This window comes from Cupriavidus sp. 10L45, from assembly GCF_056395225.1.
Genome location: NZ_JBFTJC010000008.1, coordinates 206578 through 221663 on the forward strand (window position 1 = coordinate 206578; position 15086 = coordinate 221663).

Sequence of the window (15086 nt, forward strand, 5' to 3'; positions counted from 1 at the left end):
GGGGCCCCCTGCCCCGCGCCGCCCGCCACGGACGCTCCATAACCACCCCACGCCATGAACACTGCCTACCGCAAGCCGCTGCCCGGCACCAAACTGGACTACTTCGACGCGCGCGCCGCCGTGGAAGCCATCCACCCGGGCGCCTATGACAAGCTGCCCTACACCTCGCGCGTGCTGGCCGAGAATCTCGTGCGCCGCTGCGACCCGTCCACGCTGACCGCCTCGCTGCAACAACTGATCGAGCGCAAGCGCGAACTGGACTTCCCGTGGTTCCCCGCACGCGTGGTCTGCCACGACATCCTGGGCCAGACCGCGCTGGTGGACCTGGCCGGCCTGCGCGATGCCATTGCCGACCAGGGCGGCGACCCCGCGCTGGTCAACCCGGTGGTGCCGGTGCAACTGATCGTCGATCACTCGCTCGCCGTGGAATGCGGCGGCTTCGATCCCGATGCGTTCACCAAGAACCGCGCCATCGAAGACCGACGCAACGAAGACCGTTTCGATTTCATCAACTGGACCAAGAAGGCTTTCCGCAACGTGGACGTCATCCCGCCGGGCAACGGGATCATGCACCAGATCAATCTGGAGCGGATGTCGCCGGTGATCCACGCCGAGCAAGGCCTGGCCTACCCCGATACCGTGGTGGGCACGGACAGCCACACGCCGCACGTGGACGCGCTGGGCGTGATCGCCATCGGCGTGGGCGGCCTGGAGGCCGAGAACGTGATGCTGGGCCGCGCCTCGTGGATGCGCCTGCCTGACATCGTCGGTGTGGAGCTGTCTGGCAAGCGCCAGCCCGGCATTACCGCCACCGACATCGTGCTGGCCCTGACCGAGTTCCTGCGCAAGGAAAAGGTGGTCGGTGCCTATCTGGAATTCCGTGGCGAAGGTGCCTCCAGCCTCACATTGGGCGACCGCGCGACCATCTCGAACATGGCCCCCGAATACGGCGCCACGGCCGCGATGTTCTATATCGATGAGCAGACGCTGGCCTACCTGCGCCTGACCGGCCGGGAAGACGCGCAAGTCGCGCTGGTGGAAACCTACGCGAAGACGGCCGGCCTGTGGGCCGACTCGCTGGCCAACGCCGAGTACGAGCGCACGCTGCATTTCGACCTGTCCACCGTGGTCCGCAACATGGCCGGCCCGTCGAACCCGCACAAGCGGCTGCCGACGTCCGACCTGGCCGCGCGCGGCATCGCCGGCCAGTGGGATGACGTGCCGGGCCAGATGCCCGACGGTGCCGTCATCATCGCCGCCATTACGAGCTGCACCAACACCAGCAACCCGCGCAACGTGATTGCAGCGGCACTTCTGGCCCGCAATGCCAACGCGCGCGGGCTGACGCGCAAGCCGTGGGTCAAGTCGTCGCTGGCGCCGGGCTCCAAGGCGGTCGAGTTGTATCTCGAGGAAGCCAAGCTGCTGCCCGATCTCGAAAAGCTCGGCTTCGGCATCGTCGCGTTCGCCTGCACCACCTGCAACGGCATGTCCGGCGCGCTCGATCCGGTGATCCAGAAGGAAATCGTCGACCGCGACCTGTACGCCACGGCGGTGCTGTCCGGCAACCGCAACTTCGACGGCCGCATCCACCCGTACGCCAAGCAGGCGTTCCTGGCCTCGCCGCCGCTGGTGGTGGCCTACGCCATCGCTGGCACGATCCGCTTCGACATCGAGCGCGATGCGCTGGGCAAGGACGCCGACGGCAAGCCGATCTACCTGAAGGACATCTGGCCGAGCGACGAGGAAATCGACGAGATCGTCGCCAAGAGCGTGAAGCCGGAGCAGTTCCGCAAGGTCTACGAGCCGATGTTCGCCATTTCGGTGGACCAGGGCGAGGCCGTGAGCCCGCTCTACGACTGGCGCGCCCAGAGCACCTACATCCGCCGTCCGCCGTACTGGGAAGGCGCGCTGGCCGGCGAGCGCACGCTGCGCGGCATGCGGCCGCTGGCAGTGCTGGGTGACAACATCACGACGGACCACCTGTCGCCATCGAACGCCATCATGCTGAACAGCGCGGCTGGCGAGTACCTGGCGAAGATGGGCCTGCCCGAGGAAGACTTCAACTCGTACGCCACGCACCGGGGCGACCACCTGACCGCCCAGCGCGCCACCTTCGCCAACCCGACGCTGATCAACGAGATGGCCGTGGTCGATGGCACGATCAAGAAGGGTTCGCTGACGCGGATCGAGCCGGAAGGCAAGGTCGTGCGCATGTGGGAAGCCATCGAGACTTATATGGAGCGCAAGCAGCCGCTGATCGTGGTGGCCGGGGCCGACTATGGCCAGGGCTCGTCGCGTGACTGGGCGGCCAAGGGCGTGCGGCTGGCCGGCGTGGAAGCCATCGTGGCCGAGGGCTTCGAGCGCATCCACCGTACCAACCTGATTGGCATGGGCGTGCTGCCGGTGGAGTTCAAGCCGGGGGTGAACCGCACCACGCTGGGCCTGGACGGCACCGAGACGTACGACATCGTCGGCGCCCGCAAGCCGCGCGCCGAACTGACGCTGGTCATCCATCGCAAGAACGGCGAGCGCGTGGACGTGCCGGTGCAGTGCCGGCTGGACACCGCCGAGGAAGTGTCGATCTACGAGGCCGGCGGCGTGCTGCAACGGTTCGCGCAGGACTTCCTGGAATCGGCGCGTGCCGCGGCTTGATGGGAATTCACCGGAAACTGGACGAAGCATGACTCACGTAGCGCAAGTCAAGATTCCCGCCACCTACATGCGTGGCGGCACCAGCAAGGGCGTCTTCTTCCGCCTGCAGGACCTGCCCGAGGCCACGCGCGTGCCCGGCGCGGCGCGCGACAAGCTGCTGATGCGCGTCATCGGCAGCCCGGACCCGTACGGCAAGCAGATCGACGGCATGGGTGCGGCCACGTCGAGCACCAGCAAGACGGTCATCATCAGCGCCAGCACGCGGCCGGACCACGACGTGGACTACCTGTTCGGCCAGGTGTCGATCGACCAGCCGTTCGTCGACTGGAGCGGCAACTGCGGCAACCTCTCCGCCGCCGTGGGGCCGTTCGCCATCAGCAACGGCTTCATCGATGCCGCGCGCATCCCGCGCAGCGGCAGCGGCGTGGTCACCGTGCGGATCTGGCAGGCCAATATCGGCAAGACCATCGTCGCGCACGTGCCGGTGACGGATGGCGCGGTGCAGGAGACCGGCGACTTCGAACTGGACGGGGTGACCTTCCCCGCCGCCGAGGTGCAGTTGGAGTTCATGGACCCCGCCGAGGAAGGCGAGGATGGCGGCGGCGCGATGTTCCCGACCGGCAACCTCGTCGATGACCTGGAGGTGCCCGGCGTGGGCACGCTCAAGGCGACGATGATCAACGCCGGCATTCCGACGATCTTCGTCAATGCCGACGCCATCGGCTACACCGGCACCGAGCTGCAGGACGCCATCAACGGCAATCCGAAGGCGCTGGCGATGTTCGAGACCATCCGGGCCTACGGCGCAAAGCGCATGGGGCTGATCCGCGACATCGACGAGGCCGCACGGCGCCAGCACACGCCGAAGGTGGCGTTCGTGGCGCGGCCGGTCTCGTACACGGCGTCCAGCGGCAAGGCCGTCAACGCTGGCGACGTGGACCTGCTGGTGCGCGCGCTGTCGATGGGCAAGCTGCACCACGCCATGATGGGCACGGCGGCGGTGGCTATCGGCACGGCGGCGGCGGTGCCGGGCACGCTGGTCAACCTCGCAGCCGGCGGCGGCGAGCGCGAGGCGGTGCGCTTCGGGCACCCGTCCGGCACGCTGCGGGTGGGCGCGCAGGCCAGCCAGGCCGATGGCCAGTGGACCGTCACCAAGGCCATCATGAGCCGCAGCGCACGCGTGCTGATGGAAGGCTGGGTGCGCGTGCCGGGCGACGCGTTCTGACCGTTTCGCCCGACTCGTCTCCCAACTCGCAATACCTCTAAAAAGCGGCATCCTTCCCCCGGGGGGGATGCCGCTTTGTCTTATGGGGCATACGTTTGCGGGCGATGACGGTTGTCGACGCAACCGCCGCCGGTGGGTATAGTGCTCGCTCCGTCCGACGCCGGACGGTATCCATGAATCGAAGACACGGGGCGGCGCTTCCACAAGACGCCCGAACCTGCCGACATGAGGAGCATCATGCAACGTACCTGCCTGAAATCGCTTGCCAAGCCGATGGCGACACCCATCGCCGCGCTGCTGCTGTCCGCCGGGCTGATGTCCGGCCTGGCCCACGCGCAACTGGCTCCGGCCCCGGGCGCTGACCCGGCCACCACCACTACCGCCCCTGCCGAGGCGCGCAAGGCCAACGTGGTCATCATCGGCACGGGCGGCACCATCGCCGGCGCAGGCGCATCGGCCACCAACACAGCGGCCTACCAGTCGGCCGTGGTGCCGGTGGACAAGATCATCGCCTCGGTGCCCGAGATTTCGAAGGTCGCCAACGTCAAGGGCGAGCAGGTCTTCCAGATCGGCTCGGAGAGCTTCAACAACGAGCGCCTGCTGAAGTTGGGCAAGCGCGTGTCCGAACTCCTGAAGCAGCCGGACGTGGACGGCATCGTCATCACGCACGGCACGGACACGATCGAGGAAACGTCGTACTTCCTGAACCTCACGCTCAAGAGCGACAAGCCCGTGGTAGTGGTCGGCTCGATGCGCCCGGGCACGGCGCTGGGCGCAGACGGCGCGCTGAACCTGTATGACGCGGTGCTGGTGGCCTCCCGGCCCGAGTCGCGCGGCAAGGGCACGCTGGTGGTGCTGAACGACGAGATCCACACCGGCCGCGACGTGACCAAGACCAACACGTTCAAGACCGAGACCTTCCGCTCGCCGTTCGGCCCGCTCGGCTACGTGGTGGAAGGCCGCACGCTGTACTACCGCACGCTGGCGCGCCCGCACACCACGCAGACCGAGTTCGATATCGACAAGATCGACAAGCTGCCCGAAGTCGCTGTGGTCTACGCCTACGGCAACGTGAACCCGGCCAGCATCGACGCGGCAGTGAAGAATGGCGCCAAGGCCATCGTCTATGCCGCCACCGGCAACGGCAGCGTGGGCGACTACATGGTGGAACCGCTCAAGGCGGCCCGCGCCAAGGGCGTGCAGATCGTGCGCGCCTCCCGCACGGGCAGCGGCGTGGTGGTACGCAACGCCGAGCAGCCAGACGACAAATACGACTGGATCGTCACCGACGACCAACTGCCGCAAAAGGCACGCATCCTGATGGCGCTGGCGCTGACCAAGACCAACGACCCGAAGGCGCTGCAACAGATGTTCTGGAAGTATTGATGTCCCCCGCCCCTTCCCGCCCGCGGGAGGGGGCATCCGCACCGCCCCTCGCCCCCTCAGAACAGCGCCGTCGTCATCAGCGCCTTGGCCACCAGCGGCCCCTCGTTAGCACCGTCGGCGTAGACCGACACCTCGAGCGACACCTGCCGCTTGCCCCGACGGATCACCTCCGCCACCGCGCGTAACGCCACGCCATCGGCGGGCGCCAGGTACTGGATCGACAGCGCCCCGGTGGCGCCGCCGCGTACCACCTCCAGATCCACGTTCGAGAACGCAGCCGCCGCGCCGGCCACATCGATCAGCGTGGCGATCACCCCGCCATGCACGACCTTCCGCACCGTCACGTTGTTCGGGCTGAACGGCAGCACCAGCTCCACGCGGTCCACCGCCAGTGCATCCAGGCGGATGCCCAGCGTGCGCGCCACCGGCGATTCCATCAGGACGGACGCCACCATCGCGGCCAGGCGCGGGTCCACAGTCGATTCAGGCATAGGAAGGCTCCAGAACATACGGCATGGTACGAATTCGATTCCACCCAGCCTAGCCGGCCCCGCCCATTCGCTCAATGACCTGAGGGGTAGTTGAGCAGGCTCAAGGCCTCTTTCCTCGGTAGTGCTACTTCTCATTGCGGCGCAACACCGCACCAACCTAGTCGGATACTCATAGAGCGACCTGTGGCGAGTAGTACACTTCGGCTATACAACAAGGAGGTCCATGACCGCAGAGAAGATTCAGCAGAAGGGCGAAGGGATGATTCAGGTAGGGAACGCCACGTCGATTGGCGAGAACGTGCAGGTGATTTTCCTGCGCCCCGCCACCGTGCAGATTGGCGACTACGTGTCGCTGGGCGATGGCGTCAAGCTGGTCGTCGACGGTGGCGACGTGCGCATCGGCGACTGGACCACCCTCCATTCAGACACCCTGGTCCTGTCGAAGACCGGTGTCGAAATCGGCCAGCACTGCTGGTTCGGGCAGAACACGGTGCTCGACGGCACGGGCGGCCTGACCATCGAGAATGGCGTACGCGTCGGCATGTACTCGCAGCTCTGGTCCCACGTGGCCGCCGGCGAGCAGATCGAGGGCTGCACCCTATTCGGCGAGCGCCCGATCCATGTGGAATCCGATGTCTGGCTGGTCGGCTCTTGCATCGTGGCGTCTGGCGTGCGCATCGGCCGTCGCACGGTTGCGCTGATCGGCTCGAACCTGACCAAGGACGCGCCTGCCGAAGTGGTGCTGGCCGGGTCGCCAGCGAAGGTCAAGGACGGGCTGTCCTTTTACAAGCCGGTGACGCTGGACGAGAAATTCGAGATGCTGGCTGGCTGGCTCGGGCAGATTGCCGGAATGCCAACGATGGATGCACCGTCCCTGGAGCGTGACGGCGACGCGATCACCGTGCACTGGGATGACGTGGAGAAGGTCACGTTCTACAAGCACGCGGCCGATTACGACAAGGCGGTCGTTAATCGCCCCGGCAAGACCACGCTGGGCTGCGTGGAGAATAAGCGCTACGTCAAGGCCATGACCGGCGCCGAGCGCGGCGTGCTGAAATTCCTGGCCGGCAACAAGGCGCGCTTCTACGCCTGAGCGAGAATCGGCCCTGAGCCTCCGGCTGCACACCCTGGCGCCGGGGCGCCGGCCGGTATAATGGCCACCCAAACGTTCCAGCCGTCCCCGCCCCACCCCTGCATGCCTGCCGAACCGTCCGACATTACCGAAGCCCAGGGTCTCAGTGACCGGCCCGACAGCCCCTGCATCGGCATCTGCTCCACCTTGTTCGATGAGATCTGCCAGGGTTGCGGCCGCACCGCCGTCGAGGTCAGTAACTGGGTGTTCTACTCCGATGCCGAAAAGCAGGTGATCTGGGACCGCATCACGCGCGAGGGCACTGCGCGCCGCTTCAGCCAGGGCTGAGGGATCCGGGGATGACCCCGGTCAGCCGCTTCTCCATATCCTCGACTTCGCGCCGCGCCACGCGCTCGCGGGCGAGTTTTCGCCAGCTTTCCGCCAACGGCGCCAGTTCCGCCATCTCGGCCAGCGCTGCATGGTTGAGGCGGTCGACATAGAGCACGTGCAGCAGCCGCTGCAGGCTCCATTGCGGGTAAGGCCGTGCGGCCAGCACCAGCCGGTCCCCGGCGCGCACCTCGCCTTCCTCGATCACCCGGTAATACCAGCCCGTGCGCTGGCTCTGCTGCACCGCGCGCGACATGCCCGCGTAGCCAAAGCGGTGATTGAGCTTCCAGCATGGCTGGCGCGCCTGCGAGACCTCCACCAGCGCCGAACCGAGCCGGAACTGGTCGCCGATGCACACGTCCGCTTCCGTCAAACCCCGCGTGCTCAGGTTCTCGCCGAAGGCACCGGGGCGCGACAGGACATCGGTCACGCCATCTTCCCGCGCCAGTTCCGCCGCCCAGGCCGGGTAGTGATCGCGCGGATAGTGATGGACGGCCTTTTCCGGGCCGCCGTGATGGCGCGGATCGCCCTGCTCGTCCCCAGCCAGCCCGAGCGTGGTCACACGCAGCGGGCCGTCCTGCAACTGCTTGTCGATGCCGCTCGGCACCCCCTTCGGGCCGAACGGGCGCACCTTGCCCGCGAGCAAGGCGTCAATGGCGATATCGATAACCGTCACAGCCCGGCCTCGTCGAGCCAGCGCATGAACATACGCTCCCCGGCGGCGGCCACGGTGGCGCCGATCTCGGCGGTGCGGCGGCGGATGGTGCGCGGGTCGATGCCGGCCTTGGCCAGTTCCACGGTATGGCCGATCAGCCAGGTCTCGATGTCGCCGGGCAGCACCTCGGGGTGGAATTGCAGCGCCAGCACGTGCTGGCCGATCGCGTACGCCTGATGCGGCGTGCCGGCCGTGGAGGCCAGCAGTTCGGCGCCAGCCGGCAGGTCGAAGGTGTCGCCGTGCCAGTGCAGCACCTGCCAGTCGGCGTCCGCCAGCGCCGCGAGTGGCGAGCGCAGGCCGGCCTCGGTCGGCGTAACTGGCCCCCAGCCAATCTCGCGCGTGCCCGGATAGACGCGCGCGCCAGATGCCGCCGCGATCAGCTGCGCGCCCAGGCAGGCGCCGATCATCGGCCGCCGCGTGCCGAGCCGCTCGCGGATCACCGCGATCTCGGCCTCCAGCCACGGATAGGCCTCGGTTTCATAGACCCCGATCGGCCCGCCCAGCACCACCAGCAGGTCCGCCGGATCGGCCGCGACCAGCGTCAGGTCGTCCACGCCGGCCTGGAACACGCGGATCTCGTGCCCGCGGTCGCGCACGGCATTCGCAATCACACCGGCATGCTCGAACGGCACATGCTGGATCACGTCGGTGCGGCGTCGGGTCTCGGTCATCGTCAATTCTCCTGATGCTTAGGGTGCGCCGGCTGGCCGGAGCACCAATGTGTCGAACGCGTCGCCGCCGGGATTGCGGCGTGGCGCGCCAATCGTAATGAACTGTACTGCCGCCCAGCGCTCGGTCCAGTCGCGGTAGTGCGGAGATAAGGCATTGCCCGATTGTCCCGTCGAGGTCATGAAGCGGGAATGGGACAAATCTGAAAGGTCGTAAATCGCGCGCAGGCTGGCCGCGTGCACGCTCTCGAACGGCGCGGCCTCGTCGCGGAGGGCGTGACGGCCGACATCCACCGTATACGTATCACCGCCGGTCGGCACGCGCACGTTGAAGAACCCTGACAAGTACGAAACCTTGCCGAATGGCTTGTGCTCGGCGCGCGCCGTATGGGCCCGGCCCCAGCGCCATTTTTCCGGATTGCTGCCATAGCGGGTGTCCAGGTCGGCGATGGCCCGCTGCCAGGCCAGGCCGATGGTCTCCGCGCAGGTCTCGCGCGTCGGCGTACGAGTGTTGTCGCACCAGAACGCGCCGGCGCCGTTCGGGGCGCGCAGCGCGTTGAGCATCGGCAACTGCACGTTGCGCTGGTCCCAGAGCCGGTTGAACTGGGTTTCGTCCAGCTTGTCCTCGAACAGCAGCCGCGACAGCTCGCGCAGCCACGCGGTGGCGACCAGCGGCTCGGCGCGGTCCGCCGCCATGGTGGCATCCCACTTGCGCAGGGCATCGAACAAGGCGCGCTCGCGGTCCGGGCGCTTGGCGTCGCTGGCCACCGGGGCGGCCAGCAGCAGCGGCAAGGCGTCGCGCACGGCCAGCGAGAGCACGTCCTTCTGGATGGCCGCGAAGGTGTCCGGCGTATGGCGCGGGGTGGCCTCCAGCAGCGCCCGGATGCGATCGTGGCGGTACGGCACCGTCCACTCGCTGGTGATGAAGTACGGGTAGTCGTCGGCCACGATCTTCTGGTTAGCCGTCACGATCATGCCGTCCGGCGGGTTGAAGCGGCGCGGCAGCGCGTCGAACGGCACGAAGCCGGTCCAGTCGTAGCGCGCATCCCAGCCCGGCGCCGGCGCGAGGCCCTTCAGGTCGTTGTCCGCCCGGCGCAGCGGCACCCGGCCCGGCGCGATATAGCCGATATTCCCGTCCACATCGGCATAGACGATGTTCTGCTGCGGCGCGTGGAGGTCCCGCATCGCCGCCAGGAAGGTGTTCCAGTCGCGCGCGCCGGCCAGCTTCAGGCCGCCTTCGAAGGTCTTGTCGTCCGGGCGTAGCGCGGTCCACTGAAACGCCACCACGTACTGCGCGCCCAGCGGCTTGGCGGCGATGGTCAGCGGCTCGGCCACATCGGATAGCACCGGGCCGTGGCGCGTGGCCCGGACGGTCAGGTTCACGTCCGGGGCGCCCTTCACGCGGATGGTCTCGGTGCGGGTCTCGAACTCCGCCCAGCCGTCCGGCGTCTGGTAGCGGGTGGGGTGCGCGGGATCGATCCGTTCTATATAGAGGTCCTGCACGTCCGGCGCGGTATTGGTGAAGCCCCAGGCAATGCGCGCGTTATGGCCGAGCACGACCAGCGGAATGCCGGGCAGCGTGGCGCCCGTTACGTCGAGCCCCGGCGCCTGCATCTGGGCGAAGTACCAGAGCGACGGCGCCTGCAAGCCCAGGTGCGGGTCATTGGCCAGCAAGGGCTTGCCGCTGACCGTGTGGGCGCCCGAGACCACCCAGTTGTTCGATCCCATGCCCTCCACATAACCCGCCGGCGCCCGCTCCACCACGCTCGCCATGGCTGTGGCCACGGGCGCGAGTTGGCGATAGAAGGCCGCGTAGTCCATCGTGCGCAGCGGCACATCGCCCGGATACGGCGCGAGGATCTCGGCGATGCGCGCCGTCGGCAGTTGCTGGGCCAGTCCCATGCGCAGGACCTCCTGCGTCCAGTTGCCGCCCAGGTCCCACGCCATCATGGTCTGCCAGCCGAGCGTGTCGACGGGCTCCCAGCGCTCGGGCTTGGTGCCGAGGATCAGGAACTCGGGGGGGAGCGCGGACTTGCGCGTATCGATAAACGCGTTCACGCCATCGGCATAGGCTTGCAGCGCCGCGCGGGTCTCGGGGGAAGTCTGGGCGAGGATGGCCTCGGCGTTTCGCCGCACCCCGAGCGTGCGCAGGAAGCGGTCGGTGTCCAGCGCGCCAGGGCCGAGGATCTCCGCCAGCCGGCCGGCCACCACGCGCTTGTTCATCTGCATCTGCCAGAGCCGGTCCTGCGCGTGGACGTAGCCGAGCGCGTAATAGGCGTCCAGCACGTGGGCGGCCTGGATGTGCGGCACGGCGTTGCGGTCCCGCACCACGACGACGCGGTCGTGCAGGCCGGGCAGGATCAGCGTGCCGGCCGTGTCCGGCTGCGAGGCCTGGCGATACCAGGCATAGCCGCCCACCGCACCCGTCGCCAGCAGCAACATGAGCGAGAGCAGCCAGCCGCCGAGCCGTTTCCACCAGCGCATCGTATTCCTCCGAAAATTTCAGATCGATTCAGGTCGATTGGGATCGATCAAAGACCGAAGCATCGCAGATTCCGGCGCCAGAAAAAAATGCCCGGACGTGCCGGGCATGCGATGCAACGCCAGGAAGTGCCCGTCAGGCGGGCTTCTTCAGCTGCAGCGACTTGTATTCGAGGAATTCCTCGAGTCCGTACTTGCCAGCCTCGCGCCCGTTGCCGGACTGCTTGAAGCCGCCGAACGGCGCGTTCATGTTGAACGGACCGCCGTTGATGTCCACCTGCCCGGTGCGGATGCGGCGCGCCACGCGGATCGCGCGGGCCTCGTCGCCGGACCAGACCCCGCCGCCCAGCCCGTAGACGCTGTCATTGGCGATGCGCACGGCATCGTCCTCGGTGTCATAGCAGATCACGGTCAGTACCGGGCCGAAGATCTCTTCCTGCGCCACGGTCGCCTTCGGATCGACATTCCCGAGCACCGTCGGCTTGACGAAAAAGCCCTTGTCGAGCCCCTCGGGGGCGTCGGGGCCGCCGGCCAGCAGTTCGGCGCCCTCCTCCAGTCCGCGGCGGATGTAGCCCGTCACGCGCTCCTTCTGCACGGCCGAGATCAGCGGGCCGAGGCGCGTGGTCTCCACCAGCGGGTCGCCAAGCGTGAAGTTCTCCACCACCTTCGCGGCGATGGCCTTGACCTCGTCATAACGGGCGCGCGGCACCAGCATGCGGGTATGGGCCGAGCAGGTCTGGCCCGAATTCAGGAAGCAGGCGTTGATGGTGCCCTTGACGGCCTGCGGCAGGTCCGCGTCGTCCAGGATCACCGAGGCGGACTTGCCGCCCAGTTCCAGCGCCACGCGCTTGACCGACTGCGCGGCCAGCTCGGACACGCGCTTGCCGGCCCGCGTGCTGCCGGTGAACGACACCATGTCCACTTCGGGGTGGCTCGCCAGCACTTCGCCCACGATCGGGCCATAGCCGGTGACGAGGTTGAACACGCCCGGCGGCAGGCCGGCGGCCTCGATCACCTCGGCCAGCACGAAGGCGTTCAGCGGCGCCACCTCGGACGGCTTGAGCACCACCGTGCAGCCGGCGGCCAGCGCCGGCGCCACCTTCAGCGTGATCTGGTTCAGCGGGTAATTCCATGGCGTGATGGCGGCCACTACGCCCACGGGCTCGCGCACCACCAGCGAATTGCCGACCTGTTCCTCGAACTGGAACTGCTCCAGCAGCGAGGCGGCCTGGCCCCAGTTATAGACCGGCCCACCCACCTGGATGGCCCGCGCCAGCTTGATCGGCATGCCCACTTCGCCGGCAATCAGCTGCGCCAGTTCCTCGGTACGGTCCTTGAGCCCCTCGGCGATCTTGCGGATGTAGCCGGCACGCACGGCCGGCGGGGTGTTGGACCACCCGTCGAAGGCGGCCCGCGCGGCGGCGATGGCGTCCTCAGCGTCCCGGGCGTCGCCCTCGGGAATCTTGCCCATGACCGCCTCGGTGGCGGAATGAACCACATCGATCAGCCCGCTGCCATGGGGCTGAATCCACTTGCCGTTGATGAAAAGTTTGTCTCGTTGTTGCATGGCCACAGTTCTCAATAGGTGAATCGGCGGTTGCAATTTTTTGTTACTTTTAGGGTGCCTCACATTGTAGAGCGGAATGCCAACTCGGATTTTGTTTGATTCCGGGCGCATGACGCCGATCGAAAACAAAGAAAAGAGGAGCGAGACATGGTCGATCCGGTCTTTCAGAAGACGGAGGCAGGTCAGGAGGAGATCCGCACGCGTGCCCGCAAGCTCGATCACAAGCTGCGCGCGCTGCTGCTTATCGTGAATGGCGAACGCCCCAAATCGGCGCTGCTGGCGCAGGTGGGCGGGATGGGGGTCGGGGAGGAAGCGCTGGATACGCTGGTGGAACTGGGGCTGGTAGTCGCAGAAACCTCGGAGGCCGCCAAACCCCTCGCCGCGCCAGCGAGCACCACCCCACAGCGCCCGGCCCGCTCCGGGCCGCCGGACACCAACCTGTTTGCGGCGTATTCAGCACTTAGCAAGGGACTGGATGACGTGCTGGCCGATACCGCCATCGCACCTATGCCGGTGACAGTAGGCGGCGCGGACAGCTACAAGCAGCTCTATCACTTCTATACCGATGTGATCGGCAATCATCTGGGATTGCGCGGCTACGTCCTGCAGGTGAAGGTGGAAAAGGCGGGAACGGTGGCCGAACTGGCCGAGTTGCGCGACGCACTGGGCGCGGCCTTGCAGAAGGCCAAGGGCGAGATCACCGCGCGGGCAATTCTTGATCAGCTGGATGCGATGCTGGCGGCGCAGGGGGCGGCCGCCAGGTAAAACCATCGCCCCTCCCCAGAGGAGAGGGGCGTTCCCTGCTTAAGCCGCGATACCCTGCGACTCCAGGTACTCGTCGTACGTGCCGAGGTAGTCGGTGATCTTGCCGTCCGTGCGGACTTCGATCACACGCGTGGCCAGGCCGTTGATCAGTTCGCGGTCGTGCGACACAAAGATCAGGGTCCCGGTGAACTTGTCCAGGGCGATCTGCAGCGACTCGATCGACTCCATGTCCATGTGGTTGGTCGGCTCGTCCATGGCCAGCACGTTGTGGCGGCCCAGCATCAGCTTGCCCCAGATCATGCGGCCCTTCTCGCCACCGGACAGCACCTTGACGTTCTTCTTGATGTCGTCGGCCGAGAACAGCAGCCGGCCCAGCGTGCCGCGCAGCGACTGGTCGTCGTCGCCGGCCTGCGTCCACTGGCTCATCCAGTCCATCACGTCGCGGTCCACCGGGAATTCTTCGTAGGTGTCCTGCGGCATGTAGCCGACGTTGGCGTTCTCGGCCCACTTCACCTCGCCGCGATCCACTTCCACGCCGCGCTGCACGCCAGTCTGGACGATATTGTTCAGCAGGCTGCGCAGCAGCGTGGTCTTGCCGGCGCCGTTTTCACCGATGATCGCCACGCGCTCGCCGGCCTGGATCGCCAGCGTCAGGTTGTTGATGATCTTGCGGTCGTAGGTCTTGGTGATGCCCTCCACCTCGACCGCCAGGTTATGCAGCTTCTTCTCGAACTCGAAGCGGACGAACGGGTTCTGGCGCGACGACGGCTTGATGTCTTCCACCTTGATCTTGTCGATCTGCTTCGCGCGCGACGTGGCCTGGCGGGCCTTGGACTTGTTGGCCGAGAAGCGGCGCACGAAGTCCTGCAGTTCCGTGATGCGCTCCTTGGCGCGCGCGTTGGCGGCCACCTGGCGCTCGCGGGCCTGCATCGACGCTTCCATATAGTCGTCGTAGTTGCCCGGGTAGACCTTCAGCGTGCCGTAGTCCATGTCGGCCATGTGCGTGCACACCGAATTCAGGAAATGTCGATCGTGGGAGATGATGATCATCGTGGAATTGCGCTCGTTGAGCACATCTTCCAGCCAGCGGATCGTGTTGATGTCCAGGTTATTGGTCGGTTCGTCGAGCAGCAGCACGTCCGGGTTCGAGAACAGCGCCTGCGCCAGCAGCACACGCAGCTTCCAGCCGGGAGCGATGTCGCTCATCGCGCCCTGGTGCTGGTCGGTGGGAATGCCCACGCCCAGCAGCAGCTCGCCGGCGCGCGCCTCGGCGGTGTAGCCGTCGAACTCGGCATAGCGGGCTTCCAGCTCGGCCGCCTTCATGTAGTCCTCGTCCGTGGCTTCCGGATTGGCGTAGATGGCGTCGCGCTCGGTCGCGGCAGCCCACATCTCGGTATGGCCCATCATCACCACGTCCAGCACGCGGTTGTCTTCATAGCCGAACTGGTCCTGGCGCAGCTTGCCCAGGCGCACGCCCGGCTCCAGCATGACCTGGCCCGACGAGGGCTCCAGGTCGCTGCCGAGAATCTTCATGAAGGTGGACTTGCCGCAGCCGTTCGCGCCGATCAGGCCGTAGCGGTTGCCTTCGCCGAACTTGACCGTGATGTTCTCGAACAGCGGCTTGGGGCCGAACTGCATGGTGATGTTTGCGGTAGAAAGCACGTCTGGAACCTTTGA

12 protein-coding genes are annotated in these 15086 nt (G+C 66.9%); 6 read left to right on the forward strand and 6 right to left on the reverse strand.

The features are described 5' to 3' along the window. Nucleotides 1-54: 54 nt before the first annotated feature. From acnD to AC1DFU_RS16335, 3 genes are all read left to right on the forward strand, one after another. Nucleotides 55-2652 carry a Fe/S-dependent 2-methylisocitrate dehydratase AcnD gene (acnD, locus tag AC1DFU_RS16325; RefSeq protein ID WP_092297745.1) on the forward strand — a complete coding sequence of 866 codons (2598 nt, stop codon included), beginning with the start codon at nt 55-57 and terminating at the stop codon, nt 2650-2652. 28 nt (nt 2653-2680) lie between these two features. Further along, nucleotides 2681-3877 (forward strand): 2-methylaconitate cis-trans isomerase PrpF, encoded by a 1197-nt coding sequence (prpF, locus tag AC1DFU_RS16330; RefSeq protein ID WP_441590837.1) that lies wholly within the window; start codon nt 2681-2683, stop codon nt 3875-3877. Between the two features lie 237 nt (nt 3878-4114). Further along, nucleotides 4115-5263, forward strand: a complete 1149-nt coding sequence (locus AC1DFU_RS16335; protein ID WP_255370909.1) for an asparaginase — start codon at nt 4115-4117, stop codon at nt 5261-5263. 56 nt (nt 5264-5319) lie between these two features. Here AC1DFU_RS16335 and AC1DFU_RS16340 read toward each other — a convergent pair whose 3' ends face one another. After that, nucleotides 5320-5754 carry a PaaI family thioesterase gene (locus tag AC1DFU_RS16340; protein ID WP_092297739.1) on the reverse strand — a complete coding sequence of 145 codons (435 nt, stop codon included), beginning with the start codon at nt 5752-5754 and terminating at the stop codon, nt 5320-5322. Nucleotides 5755-5977: 223 nt separating this feature from the next. Between AC1DFU_RS16340 and AC1DFU_RS16345 the strand changes: the two genes are divergently transcribed. After that, complete coding sequence (locus AC1DFU_RS16345) at nt 5978-6847, forward strand: acyltransferase (protein WP_092297736.1); 870 nt, start codon at nt 5978-5980, stop codon at nt 6845-6847. 102 nt (nt 6848-6949) lie between these two features. Beyond that, nucleotides 6950-7174 carry a DUF1289 domain-containing protein gene (locus tag AC1DFU_RS16350; protein ID WP_092297733.1) on the forward strand — a complete coding sequence of 75 codons (225 nt, stop codon included), beginning with the start codon at nt 6950-6952 and terminating at the stop codon, nt 7172-7174. On the opposite strand, the gene AC1DFU_RS16355 is transcribed toward AC1DFU_RS16350, so the two are convergent. The 4 genes from AC1DFU_RS16355 to AC1DFU_RS16370 all read right to left on the reverse strand — a co-directional run bounded on the left by AC1DFU_RS16355 (nt 7161) and on the right by AC1DFU_RS16370 (nt 12644). Continuing rightward, nucleotides 7161-7889, reverse strand: a complete 729-nt coding sequence (locus AC1DFU_RS16355; protein ID WP_441590835.1) for an MOSC domain-containing protein — start codon at nt 7887-7889, stop codon at nt 7161-7163. The genes AC1DFU_RS16350 and AC1DFU_RS16355 overlap by 14 nt on opposite strands. Beyond that, nucleotides 7886-8599, reverse strand: a complete 714-nt coding sequence (locus AC1DFU_RS16360; protein WP_144195131.1) for a glutamine amidotransferase — start codon at nt 8597-8599, stop codon at nt 7886-7888. The genes AC1DFU_RS16355 and AC1DFU_RS16360 overlap by 4 nt, the downstream gene beginning before the upstream one ends. An 18-nt stretch (nt 8600-8617) precedes the next feature. Further along, a complete protein-coding gene (locus AC1DFU_RS16365; protein ID WP_441590833.1) occupies nt 8618-11080 on the reverse strand; it encodes a penicillin acylase family protein in 2463 nt (820 codons plus the stop codon). Nucleotides 11081-11213: 133 nt separating this feature from the next. Further along, nucleotides 11214-12644, reverse strand: a complete 1431-nt coding sequence (locus tag AC1DFU_RS16370) for an aldehyde dehydrogenase family protein (protein ID WP_441590831.1) — start codon at nt 12642-12644, stop codon at nt 11214-11216. A 147-nt stretch (nt 12645-12791) separates the two neighbouring features. Between AC1DFU_RS16370 and AC1DFU_RS16375 the strand changes: the two genes are divergently transcribed. Further along, nucleotides 12792-13409 (forward strand): hypothetical protein, encoded by a 618-nt coding sequence (locus AC1DFU_RS16375; protein WP_441590830.1) that lies wholly within the window; start codon nt 12792-12794, stop codon nt 13407-13409. Nucleotides 13410-13448: 39 nt separating this feature from the next. On the opposite strand, the gene AC1DFU_RS16380 is transcribed toward AC1DFU_RS16375, so the two are convergent. Beyond that, on the reverse strand, nt 13449-15071 hold the full coding sequence (locus AC1DFU_RS16380) for an ABC-F family ATPase (protein WP_092297716.1): 1623 nt from the start codon (nt 15069-15071) through the stop codon (nt 13449-13451). Nucleotides 15072-15086 lie beyond the last annotated feature (15 nt).

Bases quoted from the DNA above. Each gene is read 5' to 3' on its own strand.
- AC1DFU_RS16365 (WP_441590833.1), bottom strand. From the start codon at position 11,080: ATGCGCTGGTGGAAACGGCTCGGCGGCTGGCTGCTCTCGCTCATGTTG.
- AC1DFU_RS16345 (WP_092297736.1), top strand. From the start codon at position 5,978: ATGACCGCAGAGAAGATTCAGCAGAAGGGCGAAGGGATGATTCAGGTA.
- AC1DFU_RS16335 (WP_255370909.1), top strand. From the start codon at position 4,115: ATGCAACGTACCTGCCTGAAATCGCTTGCCAAGCCGATGGCGACACCC.
- acnD (WP_092297745.1), top strand. From the start codon at position 55: ATGAACACTGCCTACCGCAAGCCGCTGCCCGGCACCAAACTGGACTAC.
- AC1DFU_RS16360 (WP_144195131.1), bottom strand. From the start codon at position 8,599: ATGACCGAGACCCGACGCCGCACCGACGTGATCCAGCATGTGCCGTTC.
- AC1DFU_RS16340 (WP_092297739.1), bottom strand. From the start codon at position 5,754: ATGCCTGAATCGACTGTGGACCCGCGCCTGGCCGCGATGGTGGCGTCC.
- prpF (WP_441590837.1), top strand. From the start codon at position 2,681: ATGACTCACGTAGCGCAAGTCAAGATTCCCGCCACCTACATGCGTGGC.
- AC1DFU_RS16370 (WP_441590831.1), bottom strand. From the start codon at position 12,644: ATGCAACAACGAGACAAACTTTTCATCAACGGCAAGTGGATTCAGCCC.
- AC1DFU_RS16350 (WP_092297733.1), top strand. From the start codon at position 6,950: ATGCCTGCCGAACCGTCCGACATTACCGAAGCCCAGGGTCTCAGTGAC.
- AC1DFU_RS16375 (WP_441590830.1), top strand. From the start codon at position 12,792: ATGGTCGATCCGGTCTTTCAGAAGACGGAGGCAGGTCAGGAGGAGATC.